At 64.0% G+C, this 16,699-nt stretch carries 16 protein-coding genes; 13 read left to right on the forward strand and 3 right to left on the reverse strand.

The annotated features are described in order from the left end of the window. Positions 1-94: 94 nt before the first annotated feature. Positions 95-340 (reverse strand): DUF2790 domain-containing protein, encoded by a 246-nt coding sequence (locus M2S36_RS14040; RefSeq protein WP_207832691.1) that lies wholly within the window; start codon positions 338-340, stop codon positions 95-97. A 187-nt stretch (positions 341-527) separates the two neighbouring features. Between M2S36_RS14040 and lexA the strand changes: the two genes are divergently transcribed. The 4 genes from lexA to M2S36_RS14060 are packed head-to-tail and all read left to right on the forward strand — an operon-like array spanning position 528 to position 6,267. Further along, a complete protein-coding gene (gene lexA / locus M2S36_RS14045) occupies positions 528-1,145 on the forward strand; it encodes a transcriptional repressor LexA (protein ID WP_025339260.1) in 618 nt (205 codons plus the stop codon). After that, positions 1,145-1,765: a translesion DNA synthesis-associated protein ImuA gene (gene imuA, locus M2S36_RS14050; protein WP_063914158.1), complete on the forward strand. Its 621-nt coding sequence runs from the start codon at positions 1,145-1,147 to the stop codon at positions 1,763-1,765. The genes lexA and imuA overlap by 1 nt, the downstream gene beginning before the upstream one ends. Positions 1,766-1,771: 6 nt before the next feature. Further along, the gene (locus M2S36_RS14055) at positions 1,772-3,190 is read left to right on the forward strand and encodes a Y-family DNA polymerase (RefSeq protein ID WP_207832693.1); all 1,419 of its coding nucleotides are present in this window, start codon (positions 1,772-1,774) and stop codon (positions 3,188-3,190) included. Further along, positions 3,187-6,267: an error-prone DNA polymerase gene (locus M2S36_RS14060; RefSeq protein ID WP_233688373.1), complete on the forward strand. Its 3,081-nt coding sequence runs from the start codon at positions 3,187-3,189 to the stop codon at positions 6,265-6,267. The genes M2S36_RS14055 and M2S36_RS14060 overlap by 4 nt, the downstream gene beginning before the upstream one ends. A gap of 109 nt (positions 6,268-6,376) precedes the next feature. Here M2S36_RS14060 and M2S36_RS14065 read toward each other — a convergent pair whose 3' ends face one another. Both M2S36_RS14065 and M2S36_RS14070 read right to left on the reverse strand, forming a co-directional pair. After that, positions 6,377-7,198: an aldo/keto reductase gene (locus tag M2S36_RS14065; protein WP_207832699.1), complete on the reverse strand. Its 822-nt coding sequence runs from the start codon at positions 7,196-7,198 to the stop codon at positions 6,377-6,379. Continuing rightward, positions 7,186-8,091 (reverse strand): LysR family transcriptional regulator, encoded by a 906-nt coding sequence (locus tag M2S36_RS14070; RefSeq protein WP_063914154.1) that lies wholly within the window; start codon positions 8,089-8,091, stop codon positions 7,186-7,188. Before M2S36_RS14070 ends, M2S36_RS14065 begins: the two co-directional genes overlap by 13 nt. 140 nt (positions 8,092-8,231) lie before the next feature. Between M2S36_RS14070 and M2S36_RS14075 the strand changes: the two genes are divergently transcribed. The 9 genes from M2S36_RS14075 to M2S36_RS14115 all read left to right on the forward strand — a co-directional run bounded on the left by M2S36_RS14075 (position 8,232) and on the right by M2S36_RS14115 (position 16,597). Further along, positions 8,232-8,930, forward strand: a complete 699-nt coding sequence (locus M2S36_RS14075; RefSeq protein ID WP_085624876.1) for a CoA transferase subunit A — start codon at positions 8,232-8,234, stop codon at positions 8,928-8,930. Positions 8,931-8,965: 35 nt separating this feature from the next. Beyond that, on the forward strand, positions 8,966-9,622 hold the full coding sequence (locus tag M2S36_RS14080; protein WP_025339254.1) for a CoA transferase subunit B: 657 nt from the start codon (positions 8,966-8,968) through the stop codon (positions 9,620-9,622). 137 nt (positions 9,623-9,759) lie between these two features. Further along, positions 9,760-11,178 carry a short-chain fatty acid transporter gene (locus M2S36_RS14085; RefSeq protein WP_207832701.1) on the forward strand — a complete coding sequence of 473 codons (1,419 nt, stop codon included), beginning with the start codon at positions 9,760-9,762 and terminating at the stop codon, positions 11,176-11,178. Between the two features lie 98 nt (positions 11,179-11,276). Then, complete coding sequence (locus M2S36_RS14090; RefSeq protein ID WP_207832703.1) at positions 11,277-11,819, forward strand: helix-turn-helix domain-containing protein; 543 nt, start codon at positions 11,277-11,279, stop codon at positions 11,817-11,819. Between the two features lie 249 nt (positions 11,820-12,068). After that, positions 12,069-12,245 (forward strand): EPS-associated small membrane protein EppA, encoded by a 177-nt coding sequence (eppA, locus tag M2S36_RS14095; protein ID WP_170931089.1) that lies wholly within the window; start codon positions 12,069-12,071, stop codon positions 12,243-12,245. A 255-nt stretch (positions 12,246-12,500) separates the two neighbouring features. Beyond that, positions 12,501-13,058: a polysaccharide biosynthesis/export family protein gene (locus M2S36_RS14100; RefSeq protein WP_207832705.1), complete on the forward strand. Its 558-nt coding sequence runs from the start codon at positions 12,501-12,503 to the stop codon at positions 13,056-13,058. Positions 13,059-13,082: 24 nt separating this feature from the next. Next, entirely contained in the window at positions 13,083-14,198 is a 1,116-nt protein-coding gene (locus M2S36_RS14105; protein ID WP_207832706.1) for a hypothetical protein, read from the forward strand. A gap of 19 nt (positions 14,199-14,217) precedes the next feature. Beyond that, the gene (locus M2S36_RS14110) at positions 14,218-15,780 is read left to right on the forward strand and encodes a GumC family protein (RefSeq protein WP_207832708.1); all 1,563 of its coding nucleotides are present in this window, start codon (positions 14,218-14,220) and stop codon (positions 15,778-15,780) included. A 10-nt stretch (positions 15,781-15,790) separates the two neighbouring features. Further along, the gene (locus tag M2S36_RS14115) at positions 15,791-16,597 is read left to right on the forward strand and encodes a CpsD/CapB family tyrosine-protein kinase (protein WP_207832710.1); all 807 of its coding nucleotides are present in this window, start codon (positions 15,791-15,793) and stop codon (positions 16,595-16,597) included. Positions 16,598-16,699: the final 102 nt, after the last annotated feature.

The following is a 16,699-nucleotide window of genomic DNA, read 5'->3' on the forward strand; positions in this document are numbered from 1 at the left end:
GTTGGCGCCTGCGCATCGAGTCAGCAACTGCCAAAGCTGGAAAGCCAACCAAGTAACCGGCCGTTGGCACGCTCCGGCTTTCGACGTTTGGTCATCAGTTCTGGTTGGCGTAGGTGGCTGGGCGCAGGTAGCTGATCTTCTGCAGCTTGCCGTCGCTGTCACGGTAGGTGAGGGTGGCGGTGTCGGCGTGGCCGGTGGCCTGGCTCGAGCCCTCTACCGCGATCACTTGGGCGATGTCCAGGTCCATGCCGTACTGGTAAGGGGAGGCGGTCTGGGCGAAGGCGCCGACGCTGCTGCCAAAGGTCAGGGTGGCGATGGTGATTGCTTTGATGATGGTCATGATCATGCTCCGTTAGCTTGGGTAGTGGGATCAGCGACTGCTTGCTGCCTGGGGTTAATACTGCGCGATAATATTTAGCGCGCAAAATATATTTCCACTATCTGGCCTATTGGCGCGCTACATATTGATCGCAGTCGCCAAGCCGACGACGAAGGGGGCTGTTCAGCGTGCTCCGAAAAGAGTACAAATGTGCTCCATGGACAATCTAACCCCAAAACGCCGCGCCATCTTCGAGTTCATCCGTGAGCGCATTGCCGATCACGGCCAGCCGCCGAGCCTGGCCGATATCGCCACGCGCTTCGGTTTTGCCTCGCGCAGTGTCGCGCGCAAGCACATCACCGCCCTGTGCCAGGCCGGCTACATCGACGTCACGCCGAACCAGGCGCGGGGCATACGCCTGGCCGAACGGCTGCGCCGCCCGGAAATCCTCGAAGTGCCGGTGCTCGGCCAGGTGGCGGCAGGCGCCCCCATCGGCCCGGACCTCGACATTCACGAGCAGTTGCTGCTCGACCCCAGCCTGTTCCGCCGTACCCCCGACTACCTGCTGAAGGTGCGTGGCGACTCGATGATCGACGACGGCATTTTCGACGGCGACCTGGTCGGCATCCTCCAGCAGGCCGACGCCCGCGATGGCCAGATCGTGGTCGCGCGCCTGGACGGCGAGGTGACCATCAAGCGCCTGCAACGCCAGGGCGGCAATTACCGGCTGTTGCCACGCAACCCGGCCTATGCGCCCATCGATGTGCGACCTGAACAGGAGTTCTTCATCGAAGGCGTGTTCTGCGGCTTGCTGAGGCGTGACTGATGGGCGCGGTGGTCGACCTCGACAGGCTGCTCGACCAGCGCCGGGTATGGCGCGGCCGGCAGGCCCAGGCGCGGCCACTCGGCCTGCAGCCCACGGGCCATGTTGCCCTTGACCAGTGCCTGCCGGAAGGCGGTTGGCCGGCGTCTGCGCTCAGCGAACTGTTGCTGGCCAGCCCCGGCTGTGGCGAATTGCAGCTGCTGTGGCCAACCCTGGCCCGTTTGAGTGCCGAGGCCAGCCGAATCGTACTGGTGGCACCGCCATTCATTCCTTACGCCCCGGCCTGGCAGGCCGCGGGGGTGGACCTGCGCTGGCTGGTACAGGTGGCCGCCGAACCTGCAGATGCCCTGTGGGCTGCCGAGCAGTGCCTGCGTTCCGGCAGTTGCGCAGCGGTGCTGTGCTGGCCGGAGCGTGCCGATGACCGCGCCCTGCGGCGCTTGCAGGTGGCTGCCGAAACCGGCCAGGCGCTGGCCTTCGCCTGCAGGCCGCAACAGGCGGCGCATAACCCTTCACCTGCAGCGCTGCGCATTGCCATCGACACCCGTCCGGCACAATGGCGCGTGCTGAAAAGCCGTGGCGGCATGCCACCGGCGCTGCCCATCGCCTGCCCGGGGCGGGGCTGATGCAGCATGCTCTGGGCCTGCATCCTGTTCCCTCAGCTGGCGCTGGACACGGTCCTGCGTGAGCGTGACGACCCCGATACACCTCTGGTGCTGCTTGGCGGGCCGGCCCAGCGACGCGTACTGCAGGCGGTCAACCCGGCGGCGGCCGCGCTGGGCCTGCGGGCCGGGCAAACCCTGACGGCGGCACGTGCACTGGCCGATGGCTTCAGCTGCGTCGAAGCCGACCCCAGGCGCATCGACCAGGTGCAGCAGTTGCTGGCAGCCTGGGCCTACCGCTTCAGCGCCCAGGTCAGCCTGCACTACCCACGGGCGCTGTTGCTGGAGGTGGGCTCCAGCCTGCAGCTGTTCGGCCCCTGGCCGCTGTTCGAGGCACGCCTGCGCCAGGAGCTGGCGGAACTGGGCTTGCGCCAACGCATCGTCCTGGCCAGCAACCCGGTGGCGGCGCGCATGCTCGCCAACGGCCACGATGGCCTGGCCGTGAGCGATGCCGACGCCACCCGCGCGGCGCTGCAGGGTATGCCCATCGAGCGTATCGGCTTGCCTGGGCAGGCTGCCGAAGCCTTTGCCCGCATGGGGCTGCGTCAGTTGAGCCAGGTGCTGGCCTTGCCCCGCGACAGCCTGGCCAGGCGCTTTCCGGCCCAGGTGCAATTGCACCTTGACCAACTGCTCGGCCTGCGCAACCTGGGGTTGGACTTCTACCAGCCTCCGGACCGTTTCGAGACCCGGCTGGAGCTGAACTTCGACGTTGAATCACACCAGGCCCTGCTGTTCCCGCTGCGGCGCATGCTCAACGACCTTGCCGCGTTCCTCGCCGGGCGTGACTGTGGCGTGCAGCGTTTCTGCCTGCACCTGGAGCACGCCGAAGGGCCGGATACCTTGCTGAAGGTGGGCCTGCTGGCCGCCGAACGCGATGCCGCGATGCTGTTCGAACTGGCGCGCGGGCGCCTGGAACCGCTGCGCATTCCCGCACCGGTGCGCAACCTGCGGCTGGTCGCCGAGGACCTGCCACCCTTTGTGCCGCAACACCAGGCATTGTTCGACCCGCGTGCGCAACAGGCGCAACCCTGGGAACAATTGCGCGAACGGCTACGTGCGCGCCTGGGCGATGAGGCGGTCAAGGGCCTGAGCGCGGCAGCCGATCATCGCCCCGAATGTGCCTGGCAAGCGGTAGAGCAGGGTGCCCAGGGCAACATGCCGGTGGCTCCTGGCAGCCGCCCTGGCTGGCTGCTGTCGGCCCCCGTGGCGCTGGACGAAGCCGGCTACCGCGTGCAAGGCCATGCCGAGCGTATCGAGTCGGGCTGGTGGGATGGCGGCGATGTGCGTCGCGACTATTACCGCATCGAAACCCGTGATGGCCTGCGCGGCTGGGCCTACCGTGACCTGGGCAAGGCCGGCCCGTTGTGGCTGCAGGGCTGGTTCGCATGAACACCCCGGGTTATGCCGAGCTGCATTGCCTGTCCAACTTCAGTTTCCAGCGCGGCGCGTCGAGCGCCGACGAGCTGTTCCGGCGCGCGCGTGAGCAGGGCTACCAGGCGCTGGCGATCACTGACGAATGCACCCTGGCCGGCATCGTCCGTGCCTGGCAGGCGGCGAAGGAACATCAGCTGCGGCTGATCGTGGGCAGTGAAGTGCAGTTGCAGGACGGCCCCAGGCTGGTGCTGCTGGTGCAGGACCTGGCCGGCTACCAGAACCTGTGCGCCCTGATCACCCGGGGCCGGCGACGGGCGCAGAAGGGCGAGTACCAACTGTTTCGCGATGACCTGCAGCAGCACCATCAGGGCCTGCTGGCATTGTGGGTGGCCGATGACAGCGGCGATGCCAGCCCCGGGCAGTGGCTGCACGGCGTGTTCGGTGAGCGCCTGTGGCTGGCCGTGCACCTGCACCGCGGCAGTGACGATACCTTGCGCCTTGAACGCTTGCGCGGCCTGGCGGCAAGGGTCGGCATCCGCGCCGTGGCCTGTGGCGACGTGCACATGCACGTGCGCGGTCGCCGCGCCTTGCAGGATTGCATGACCGCCATTCGCCAGCATTGCCTGGTGGCCGAGGCCGGGCGCTTCCTGTTTGCCAATGGCGAGCGGCACCTGCGCAGCCAGGCGCAACTGGGCGAACTCTATCCCGCCGACCTGCTGGCCGAGACCCTGGCCATCGCTGCGCGCTGCCAGTTCGAACTGAGCGAGTTGAAATACCAGTACCCACGCGAGCTGGTGCCTCAGGGGCATACCCCGGCGAGCTGGTTGCGTGAGTTATGCCAGCAGGGTTTGCCGTTGCGTTGGCCAGAAGGGCCGAGCAGCAAGGTGCGGGAGGTGCTGGCCAAGGAGCTGGCGCTGATCGAGGCGCTGGGCTACGAAAGCTACTTCCTGACGGTGCACGACATCGTCGCCTTCGCCCGCAGCCAGCGCATTCTGTGCCAGGGCCGGGGTTCGGCTGCCAACTCGGTGGTGTGCTTCGTGCTGGGCATCACCGAGCTCGACCCCATGAAACATCACCTGTTGTTCGAGCGCTTCCTGTCGCGCGAGCGCAACGAGCCGCCGGACATCGACGTGGACTTCGAGCACGACCGGCGCGAGGAGGTGATCCAGTATGTGTTCCGTCGCTATGGTCGGCACCGGGCGGCGCTCACTGCGGTGGTCAACACCTACCATGCCGCCGGTGCGGTGCGGGATGTGGCACGGGTGCTGGGGCTGCCCGCCGACCAGGTGGATGCCCTGGCCAAATGCTGTGGCCGCTGGAGCGATCGCATACCTGATGACCAGCGCCTGGCCGAGGCCGGTTTCGAGGCGGGCAGCCCTTCGCTGCGGCGGGTGCTGGTGCTGGCCGGCGAACTGATCGGCTTCCCCCGGCACCTGTCACAGCACCCGGGCGGCTTCGTTATCTCGCAGCAACCCCTGGACGAGCTGGTGCCGGTGGAGAATGCCGCGATGCCGGAGCGCACGGTGATCCAGTGGGACAAGGACGACCTGGACATGGTCGGCCTGCTCAAGGTCGACGTGCTGGCGCTGGGTATGCTCAGTGCCCTGCGCCGTTGCTTCGACCTGCTGCAACACCACCGTGGCCGGCACCTGACCCTGGCGACCATTCCCGGCGAAGACCCGGCCACCTACGCCATGATCAGCCGTGCCGAGACCATGGGCGTGTTCCAGATCGAGTCACGCGCGCAAATGGCCATGCTGCCGCGGCTGCGGCCCGCAAAGTTCTACGACCTGGTCATCGAGGTAGCCATCGTCCGCCCCGGGCCGATCCAGGGCGACATGGTCCACCCTTACCTGCGTCGGCGCCTGAAGCAGGAGCCGGTGACGTATCCTTCACCGCAACTGAAGGCAGTGTTCGAGCGCACCCTGGGCGTGCCGCTGTTCCAGGAACAGGTGATGGAGCTGGCGATGGTCGCGGCCGACTACACCCCGGGCGAGGCCGACCAGTTACGCCGCAGCATGGCTGCCTGGAAGCGCCACGGTGGCCTGGAGCCGCACCGCGAGCGGCTGGTGCAGGGTATGTTGCGCAATGGTTACGAGTTGGCGTTTGCCGAGCGCATCTTCGAGCAGATCAAGGGCTTTGGCAGCTATGGTTTCCCGGAGTCGCACGCGGCCAGCTTTGCCTTGTTGTGCTATGCCAGCAGCTGGCTCAAGTGCCATGAACCGGCGATTTTCACCTGCGCGCTGGTCAACAGCTGGCCCATGGGCTTCTACAGCCCCGACCAGTTGTTGCAAGAGGCCCGGCGCCAGGGCATCGAGGTAAGGCCGGTGGATGTGTGCCACAGTGACTGGGACTGCACCCTGGAGCCTGAGCCTGGAGGGGCCCTGGCCATCCGCATGGGCTTGCGCCTGGTGCGCGGTCTTGCCGAGGCCGATGCCAGGCGCCTGGCGCAGGCCAGGGCGCAGCGGCCATGGCGCGATGTCGAAGACCTGTGCCTGCGTGCCGGGCTCGATTCGCGTACCCGCGCCCAGCTGGCCGATGCCGGCGCGCTGCGCGCCTTGGCCAGCGACCGGCATCAGGCGCGCTGGCAGGTGGCGGCGGTGCAGCCGCAACTGCCTTTGTTCGCCGACATGCAAGCCTTGCCGGAAAGCACCGTTGCACTGCCCGTCCCCAGCGTGGCAGAGGACCTGATGGCCGATTACCAGACCCTGGGTACCACGCTTGGGCCGCATCCCTTGACCTTGTTGCGCCCACGCCTGCGGGCACTGGGCTGTCGCAGTTCGCGCGAGCTGCAAGATGTCGGGCATGGTGACAACATTGCCGTGGCCGGGCTGGTGGTGGGCCGCCAGCGGCCACAGACCGCCAGCGGCGTGACCTTCGTCACCCTGGAGGACGAGCACGGGATGGTCAATGTGGTGGTGTGGCGGGATCTGGCCGAGCGGCAGCGGCGGGCGCTGGTGGGGTCGCAGTTGCTCAAGGTCAGCGGGCGGCTGGAGCAGGAGAATGGCGTGCGCCACCTGATCGCGCGGCGGCTGGAGGATGTGAGCCCGCTGTTGCAAGGGCTGGATGTGCGCAGCCGGGATTTCCATTAATCCCCGGCGCCTCACGCACAATCCTGTTTTTTGCGCGGTCTCTGTGGGAGCGGCTTTAGCNNAAAGCCGCTCCCACAGGGTGCCAGGATTGCTTGCGAGTTCAGTTCTGTTACACCATCGCCAACCGCTGCTTGCGTGTCGGTGCCGGGAACGCCCGGTCGATCGCCCGCAGGTCTTCGCTGGTCAGGGTCAACGTACCCGCAGCCGCATTCAGCCGCACATGCTCGGGCGCCACGGCCTTGGGGATGGCTATCACCCCGTCATCCCGGGTCACCCAGGCCAGGCTGACCTGGGCCGCTGTGGCCCCATGGCGCTCGGCGATTTCCGCCAGCACCGGGTGCTGCAACAGGCGCCCGGCCTGGGCCAGCGGGCAGTAGGCCATGATTGGCAGGGCGCGCTTTTCGCACCACGGCAACAGGTCGAACTCGATGCCACGCTGGGTCGGGTTGTACAGCACCTGGTTGGTGGCGCAATCGGGGTTGTGCAGCTCGCGCAGGTCGTCGACGTCGAAATTGGAAACACCCCAGCGCTTGATCTTGCCTTGCTCGCGCAAGCGCTCGAAGGCGTCGACGGTTTCCTCCAGCGGGTGCTGACCACGCCAGTGCAGCAGGTACAGGTCGATGCAGTCGGTGCCCAGGCGCGTCAGGCTGCGCTCGCAGGCGGCCGCCATGCCGCGCAGGCTGGCATTGTGCGGGTACACCTTGCTGACCAGGAACACCTGGTCGCGGCGCCCGGCAATGGCCTGGCCAACGACTTCTTCTGCGCCACCTTCGGCATACATCTCGGCGGTATCGATCAAGCTCAGGCCAAGTTCGATGCCCTGTTGCAGGGCCGCCACCTCGGCAGCCTTGCGGGCCGGGTCTTCACCCATGTACCAGGTGCCCTGGCCGATGGCCGGAACGCTCGAACCTGCCAGTTTCACGTAACGCATGTCACCTCCGGGATCCGGGTATTGGAAAGCAGTACCTCGAGCAGCGCTTGCGCCGCCGTGGAAAGCTTGTGTTCGCTGAGGGCAATCACGCCGATGCGGCGCTCGACCGTGGGCTCGACCAGGGTTACGCAGCGGGCACCAAGCTCCTGCATCTGGTTGATGCACAGCGCCGGTACGGCACTGACCCCCAGGCCACTGGCGACCATGCGGCCGATGGTCGACAGCTGGTGGCTCTCGAAAGCCACCGCCAGCTTGCCGTGGTGGGCGGCCACGTTCTGCTCCATCAGCAGGCGCACCGCCGAAGGGCGTTGCAGGGCCACGAAGTCTTCGGCCAGCAATTGTGCCCAGCTGACCTGGGGCAGCTGCGCCAAGGGCGAATCGGCGGGCACCACGGCGACAAACCGGTCCATGTACAACGGGTGGAAATCCAGGCCATCGATGTTGTCCGGTTCGAAGCCGATGCCCAGTTCGACGCGGCGATGGCGCACCAGTTCCAGCACCTGTTCGTTGATCACATCGTGCACGGTGACGTTGACCTTCGGGTAGCGCTGGCGAAATACCTTGAGCGAGTGGGGCAGCAGGTTGCCGGCAAAGGCCGGCATGGCCGCCACCGAAACCCGGCCCAGTTGCAGGGTGAAACGCTGGCGCAGCATCTCTTCGGTGTCGTCCCAGTCGGCCAGCAGGCGCCGCGCCAGCGGCAGCAGCACCTCGCCCTCGGCAGTCAGGCTGACGCTGCGCGTGGTGCGGCTGAGCAGGGCGCCGCCAAGGTTCTCTTCCAGGGCCTTGATGGTCAGGCTCAGGGCGGGTTGCGAAACATGCAGGTGTTCACCGGCCTGGGCAAAGCTCTGGTACTTGGCCACGGTGACAAAGGCGCGCAGTTGCTTGACGTTCATGACAGGCCTGTTGGTTGTTTTGCAAAGTTTATCAATCGATGATGAAAACAAAATTAACAAATCAGTCGCTTGCGGTGAAGATGTCCCCACACGCTCACCGACAGCCTCGTCGGTTCAACAACTACAAAAGGCGGATCAGCATGGCCGGACTGGACAAGCGCGTTGCAACCTATGAACAGGCCCTCGAAGGCCTGACCGACAACATGACGGTACTGGCTGGTGGTTTCGGCCTGTGCGGCATCCCGGAAAACCTTATCAGCGAAATCAGGCGCCGTGGCGTCAAGGGCCTGACCGTGGTCTCCAACAACTGCGGTGTCGACGGTTTTGGCCTGGGCGTGCTGCTGGAAGACCGGCAGATCCGCAAGATGGTCGCCTCCTACGTGGGTGAGAACGCCGAGTTCGAACGCCAGCTGCTGAGCGGTGAGCTGGAAGTGGAACTGACCCCGCAGGGCACCCTGGCCGAAAAAATGCGCGCTGGTGGCGCCGGTATCCCGGCCTTCTACACCGCCACCGGCTACGGCACCCCGGTTGCCGATGGCAAGGAAGTGCGCGAGTTCAACGGCCGCAAGTACATCCTCGAAGAATCCATCACCGGCGACTTCGCCATCGTCAAGGGCTGGAAGGCCGACCACTACGGCAACGTGGTGTACCGCAACACTGCGCAAAACTTCAACCCGCTGGCGGCCACCGCCGGCAAGATCACCGTGGTCGAAGTGGAAGAGATCGTCGAACCCGGCGTGCTGTTGCCCAGCGAGATCCACACCCCGGGCATCTACGTGGACCGCGTCATCGTCGGCACCTTCGAAAAGCGTATCGAAAAGCGCACCGTCAAGGCCTGAGCGCCATCCACCAGAACAACAAAGAGATCCTGACCATGGCACTGACCCGCGAACAGATGGCGCAACGCGTCGCCCGTGAACTGAAGGACGGCTACTACGTCAACCTGGGCATCGGCATTCCGACCCTGGTGGCCAACTACGTACCCGCCGACATGGATGTGATGCTGCAATCGGAAAACGGCCTGCTCGGCATGGGCGAATTCCCCACCGAAGGCACCATCGATGCCGACATGATCAACGCCGGCAAGCAGACCGTCACCGCCCGCCGCGGTGCCTCGATCTTCGATTCGGCACAGTCGTTCGCCATGATCCGTGGCGGCCACGTCGACCTGACCGTGCTCGGCGCTTTCGAAGTGGATGTGCAGGGCAACATCGCCTCGTGGATGATCCCGGGCAAGCTGGTGAAGGGGATGGGCGGCGCCATGGACCTGGTGGCCGGCGCCGAGAACATCATCGTCACCATGACCCATGCCTCCAAGGACGGCGAGTCCAAGCTGCTGCCGCAGTGCAGCCTGCCGCTGACCGGCGCCGGCTGCATCCGCAAGGTGCTGACCGACCTGGCCTACCTGGAAATCGAAGACGGCGCCTTCATCCTGCGCGAGACCGCGCCGGGGGTGAGCGTTGAAGAAATCATCGAGAAGACCGCCGGCAAGCTGATCGTGCCGGATGATGTGAAGGAAATGACCTTCTAACGCATCATGCGATCCTACCCTGTGGGGGGGGGCGTGCCCGCGANNGACGCATTCGCGGGCACGCCCGCGCCCACAGGGTTTTTGCGTTGTCTGGCAGTACTGCTTCACCTCATAAAACCAATAAAAGGAATTGAACCGTGGCCGCTGAAATCCAAGACAGCCGCTCCGCCCGCTTTGCCTTGCGCTGCTCCAACTGGGCCGAACGCTGGTTCCCTGACTCCTGGGTATTCGCAGCCCTGGCGGTGATGCTGGTGGGCATCGGCGCCCTGGCCATGGGCGCCAAGCCGACCGACACCGCCAAGGCCTTTGGCGATGGCTTCTGGAGCCTGATCCCGTTCACCATGCAGATGGCCTTCGTAGTCATCGGCGGCTATGTGGTGGCCAGCTCGCCGCCCGCCGCGCGGCTGATCGACCGCCTGGCACGCATCCCTGGCAATGGCCGTTCGGCGGTGTGCTGGGTGGCGCTGATCTCGATGCTGGCGTCGCTGCTCAACTGGGGCCTGTCGCTGGTGTTCGGTGGCCTGCTGGTGCGCGCCCTGGCCCGGCGCACCGAACTGAAGATGGACTACCGCGCCGCCGGTGCCGCCGCCTATCTGGGCCTGGGCGCCGTGTGGGCACTGGGACTGTCTTCGTCGGCGGCGCAACTGCAGGCCAACCCGGCCAGCCTGCCACCGTCGATCCTGTCGATTACCGGCGTGATCCCGTTCACCGAAACCATCTTCCTCTGGCAGTCCGGTGTGATGTTGGCGGCGTTGGTGGTGGTCTCGCTGGTCATCGCCTACGCCACGGCCCCGGGCCCGAACAGCGCGCGTAGCGCCCAGGACTGCGGGGTCGACCCCAGCTTCACCGCGCCACCGGCACCCCAGCGCACCCGCCCGGGCGAGTGGCTGGAACACAGCCCGATCCTGATCCTGATGCTGGTGGCCCTGGCCGCTGGCTGGCTGTACCAGGAGTTCGCCACCAAACCGGCGATTACCGCCATTTCCGGGCTGAACACCTACAACCTGTTGTTCATCATGCTCGGCGCCTTGCTGCACTGGCGCCCGCGCAGCTTCCTCGATGCGGTGGCGCGCGCGGTTCCGACTACCACGGGGGTGCTTATCCAGTTCCCGCTGTATGGTTCGATCGCTGCCATCCTCACCCAGGTGAAGGGCGTCGACGAGCAGACCCTGGCCCACCACATTTCGCTGTTCTTCACCCAGATCGCCACCCATGACACCTATGCCGTGCTGATGGGCGTGTATTCGGCGGTGCTGGGCTTCTTCATCCCTTCGGGTGGTGGCAAGTGGATCATCGAGGCGCCCTACGTGATGCTGGTGGCTAACGACCTGCAGTATCACCTGGGCTGGGCGGTGCAGATCTACAACGCCGCCGAAGCCTTGCCGAACCTGATCAACCCGTTCTACATGCTGCCGCTGCTGGGTGTGCTGGGGCTCAAGGCTCGCGACCTGATCGGCTTCTCGTTCGTGCAGTTGCTGGTGCACGTGCCACTGGTGCTGGTGTTGCTGTGGGCATTGGGTACGACGTTGCAGTACATCCCACCGGTGATGCCGTAAAGTCGGGGGCCGCTGCGCGGCCCATCGCCGGCAAGCCAGCATTTCCTTGGCAGTCCACGTATGATGGCCAGGCTGCTTAAGACTGGAACCCGCGTCGCATGTCTATCCGATTGAAACTGCTGCGAAAGAAACTGGGGATGACCCTGGAACTGCTGGCCGACAAGACCGGCATGACCAAAAGCTACCTGTCCAAGGTCGAACGCGGCCTGAACACCCCCTCGATCGCCACCGCGCTGAAGCTGGCGCGGGCACTGAATGTCAATGTCGAAGAGCTGTTCGCCGAAGAGCAGGCCGGCCAGAGCCGCTACAGCCTGGTGCGCCATGGCGAGCGCCAGGCCCTGGTGGGTGACGGAGCAGGGCCAGGGTACGCCGCCCTCACCAGCCAGGTCGGCCAGCGCAGCCTGCTGCCGTTCCTGATCCAGCCGCCGTCGGAGTTCAGCGACCCCACGTTCAAGGAACACCTGGGCGAAGAGTTCCTGTTCGTCCATGCCGGGCAGGTGGAAGTGGACTTCATGAACGAGCGGGTGCTGCTGGAGCAAGGCGATGCTCTGCATTTCAATGCCCAGATTCCACACCGGCTAAGATCGGTAGGACCGCTGCCGGCGCAGTTGTTGGTCGTGGTACACCACGCAGACGAGTAAATGATGGGGGCGCCCGTGTGCCCCCACGTTTTTTCTCGCCGATGAAACGCTGGCGCCACTGTCGGCAGAGCTTTCATGCCAATCTGTCCGTCGTTATTTTGACGATGTCGTCCATTGCTGATTGAATTTTATTATAGTGTCGAATCATTGACGCAATGTCATTGTGCCCATAAGCTCAATTCAACAGCGAAACAACTCCCGAACACCGCGCCAACAAATGGTTGATTTTCCTCTTTAAAGGAGGGGCGTATGCGCACGGCCCTGATTATCAAGTCGATGTCTTTGCTGGTGCTGTTAAGTGGTGCGGCGCGCGCGGCGGATGCGTATATCAATCAGAACAGTATCATTCCTGTTTCAACTGCAGGGTGGTTCTTTGCATTTGCTGTCGTTGGCTTCGTGGCAGTCGCCAACAGTGGAAGGATCTGAGTCCGCCAGCCTGAGTGTTACCCTGATGCAGCGGCCCGGGGCTTGGCTTGTCAATTTCCCAACCGTTGCTATATTGCCAGTAGCCCGTGTAGGTCCACGGTTGCAGGCAGCACAGCCAGGCTGCACAGCGTCAAGGTAAGGCCTCCAGGAAAATCGAGGCCATCGCGGCGGGCATATGCCGCGAAGCGGAGCGAGAGTTGGTGTGCTGTTCTCATTCAGTGCTCTTTGTCGGGCCTTTTGGCCGGAGGGACCCTCATGGTGCGTTCAATGTTTGCTGCATTCTGCATGCTGATGGTGTGGTCCGGTGCCGGTAACGCCGACCCGAACAGTACCGCCTACCTGCTCAGCCCCGGCGATGTGGTGATGGTTTCGGTGTGGCAGGAAGAGAGCCTGCGCCAGGAAGCCACCGTACTTCCCGACGGCAGTATCACTTTTCCCCTGGCCGGGCGCATCGATGTTGCCGGGCTGGATGTAACGGCAGTTGAGAAACAAGTGGCTGCCAAACTCGAAAAATTCCTCCCTGACCCGAACGTCAGCGTTGTTGTCAAAAGCATCGCCGGCAACCTGGTCTATGTACAAGGCAAAGTGATCAAGCCCGGGGCGGTACAAATGGCGGGCCCTACCGCAGTGCTGCAGGCCCTGAGCATGTCGGGTGGCCTGGACAAGTTTGCCGATGAAAGCGAAATCAAAGTGGTCCGCGGTACCGGCGCTTCCCAAAAAATCCTGCCCGTGCGATACAGAGACCTGGTGTCTGGCCGGGATATGTCCACCAACATCCAACTTCAGGCTGGCGATACGCTGGTCGTTCCTTGATCTTGCCTTTAATAAGAACACTTAATGCCTCTTCTTAGAACAACTAGCATTACAGCGGCAATCTTGATGTTGCCGTTTACGGACACGGTCCTGGCAGCAAATTGGCAATCTACGGTGGTGGTACCGACATCCGTCGAATACGACAGCAACCCCTTGCTGCTGTCGTCGGGTGAAAAGGGCATAACGCGCACGATCATCGCGCCGGATTACACCCTGATCGGTACCTTCGACCGTGACGAATTGAGGTTGGGGCTGGGCATGCATGTATTGCGCTCGTCCGACACGGCGGTGGTCGATAATCGTGAGGACCCCGATGTAAGCCTGGGCTGGCAGCGTCAGACCGAGCGCGGGCGTTTTGGCCTGCTGGCGCGCTACAACGAAAGTTCGACGCTGTCGGGAACGGTGCTGGATACTGGCGTGGTCACCACCGATGGCACGCAAAAGCTGTATACGCTGACCGGCAACTGGAGCCAGGCGGTTACCGAACGCAGCACCTTGAGCAACGAAACCACGTACAACCGTGCCCGTTATGATATCAGTACGCTGACGGGTTACGACGAACTGGGCAACGTGTTCACCTGGACCTACGCCTGGAGCGAGCGGGCTGATGTGTATAGCCGCTTTGGCGCCCGGCGCTATGAGCCCGAGCAGGACCAGACGGCGACGGCCTCGAACAGCTACAGCCCGGCGATCGGGGTCAAGTATCAGTTCTCCGAACGCCTAAGCGCCGATGCGCATGTGGGCGTCACCGAGGTTTCCGGCGACGAGGGTGGACAACGCGGGGAGGGTGGGGTTGCGCTGCTGTACACCGGTGCGCGCGCCGACGCCAGCTTCACCGCCGAACGCAGCACGGTGGCCAGCGCCGAAGGCGGCTTCGCCGAACTGGACCAGGTGCGCGGTGTGTGGAGTTACGCCGTCAGCGAGCTGACCCGGGTGGGCGCGGACGCTGCCTGGCAGGACAGCAAAGGGCAGACCCCCAACACCCTGCAGACTTACAGCGTGTGGGCCAGCCGCCAGTTTTCGCCATATTGGGACCTGCGCCTGTCGTTGATGTACAAGGAGCGGCAGCAGGATCACGAAGCCGATGCGAACGCTACGATCGTGGGTTTGACGTTGACGTACAGGTACCCCGACATCTGAACTTCAGGCAGGTGGCCCCATGAAGTCTGACTACGAGCTCTCCCTCAGAGATTACATCGCCATAATCAAGGATCGAGGCCTGATATTGGGGGTGAGCATCGTAGTCATCCTGGCCGCGACCGTTGCTGTCGCAGTGATGGTGCCGCCGATCTACCAGTCGACCGGCACTATCCTGGTGGAGTCGCAGCAGATTTCGCCCGAGCTGGTGTCGACCAACAACACCAGCTTTGCCGATGAGCGTATCGAGGTCATTCGCCAGCGGGTGATGACCCGCGAGAACCTGCTGCGCATCATCGGCAAGTACAACCTGTTCCCCGACAAGCGCTTCAGCGAAAGCGACAAGATCGACCACATGCGCAGTGCCGTCGTGGTCGAGACCCTCACCACCTATGTGCGCGGGCGCGGTGAAGCGACCGTGGCGTTCAATGTGTCCTTCGAGCACAAGCAGCCGGAAGTGGCCAAGGAAGTCGCCGACGAACTGGTGACGCTGTTCCTCAACGAGAACCTCAAGCAGCGTACCGAGCGGGCCAATGAAACCACCGAGTTCCTCACCCAGGAGGCGAACAAGCTGGGGGCCGAGCTGGCCAGCCTGGAAAACCAGCTGGCGGATTTCAAGCAGGCGCACGCCAATGCCTTGCCCGAGCACCAGACCCTGCGCATGAACATGCTGTCGCGGTCGGAGCTGGAGTTCCGCGAGGTCGACCGTGATTACAAGGCCGCCCAGGAAGAACTGCGTTACCTGGAACTGGAACTGTCCGCGGCCAATGCCGGGCTGGCCACCAAGACCGGCGAAGGCCCCAGGGCGGCCAGTGCCGAACAGCCCCAGGACCTGCCCAGCCTGAAGGCCGAGTATGCCCAGTTGCTGAGCCGCTACAAGGAAGCCCACCCCGATGTGGTGGCGGTCAAGCGCAGGATCCAGGCGCTCGAAGCCAGTGGCAATCGCACGGCGGCGGCGTCCACGGTCGGCCTCGATGTCGCCCGCGTGCGTGCCAAGATGAGCGCGGCACAGGAACGCATTGCTTCACTGGCCGAGCAGAAGCGCGAGTTGACCCGCAAGATGGAAGGCTATGAGGCCGAGATCCTCGAGGCGCCGCAGGTCGAGCGTGGCCTGGTGACCTTGATGCGTGACCACGACAACGCGCGCAAGAAGTACGAGGAAATCCGCGCCAAGGAAATGGGCGCGAAGATTACCGAAAGCCTGGAGCAGGAGAACAAGGCCGAGCGCTTTGTACTGCTGGAACCACCGCTGATGCCCGAGAAACCGATCAAACCCAACCGCAAGAAAATCGCCGCGCTGGGTCTGGTGCTGGCACCGGCAGGTGGCGGTGCGCTGGTGATGTTGCTGGAAATGTTCAACCAGCGTATTCGCGGCGTCGGAGCCCTGGAAAACCTGCTGGGCAGGCGGGTGCTGGTGGCGCTGCCATACATCGATACCAAGGCCGATGTGGCCAGGCGCAGGCGTTGGCGCAACTGGCTGATCCTGGCAGCGCTGGCGCTGGCGGCTATCATGGTAGTGCTGGTGCACGTGTTCTACATGCCACTGGATGTGCTGTTGTTCAAAGTCATGTCTCGGTTTGCATAGGGAAGCAGTGATGGACAGGACCAAGCCGGCTGTTGGCAATAATCTTCACCCGGTTACTCCGGGTACCCCTCAGGCCTTGTCACCTGCCCCTGGTACGGCGCTGACGGAAGTGCCTGGCCAGTTCGATTATGTGAACACCAAGGTGGTGCCGCTGCGCGCGGAGCACCTGGAACGTCACCGCATCGTCGCCTACAACAAGAACTCGCACATGAACGGGCCGATCGACCTGCTGCGCACGCAAGTGCTCAGGACCATGGAGGAGAATGGCTGGCGAACTTTGGCCATCACCTCGCCAACCCCGGAAGCGGGCAAGACGGTGCTGGCGGTCAACCTGGCCATGAGCATCGCCCACCACACCACCAAGACCGCGTTGCTGGTGGACTTTGACCTGCGTCGGCCCAAGGTCGGCAGCACCCTGGGCCTGCCCATGGATCAGGCGCTGAACGAGTTCCTGACGGACAAGGCCGAGCTGCAGGACTGCCTGGTCAACCCGACCTTGCCTCGGTTTGTGGTGTTGCCGACGCGCGTACCGGTGCCGTTGTCTACCGAAATGCTGTCGTCGCCCAAAGTGAGCAACCTGATCAGCGAACTGCGCAACCGCTACGAGTCGCGCATCTGCATTTTCGATTTGCCGCCGCTGCTCAGCTCTGACGATGCGATCACCGTGATACCCAAGTTCGACTGTGTGCTGCTGGTGGTGGCCAACGGTATGAACAACAGGAAGGAAATCGAGGATTGCCTGCATCACCTGGCCAGGGTGAACCTGGTCGGGACGGTATTGAACAAGGCCGACGAGCAGCCACGGACCTATTACTGAAGCTTCAGATCCCGGGGCTGCTTTGCAGCCCTTTCGAGACACACAGGTATGGCGCATTCCTTCAGCTGGCGGGGATCCTGTGGGAGCGGGCATGCCCGCGAA

Origin of the sequence: Pseudomonas sp. SF2 (assembly GCF_036858055.1) — a bacterium.
In the GTDB taxonomy this organism is placed as follows: Bacteria; Pseudomonadota; Gammaproteobacteria; order Pseudomonadales; family Pseudomonadaceae; genus Aquipseudomonas.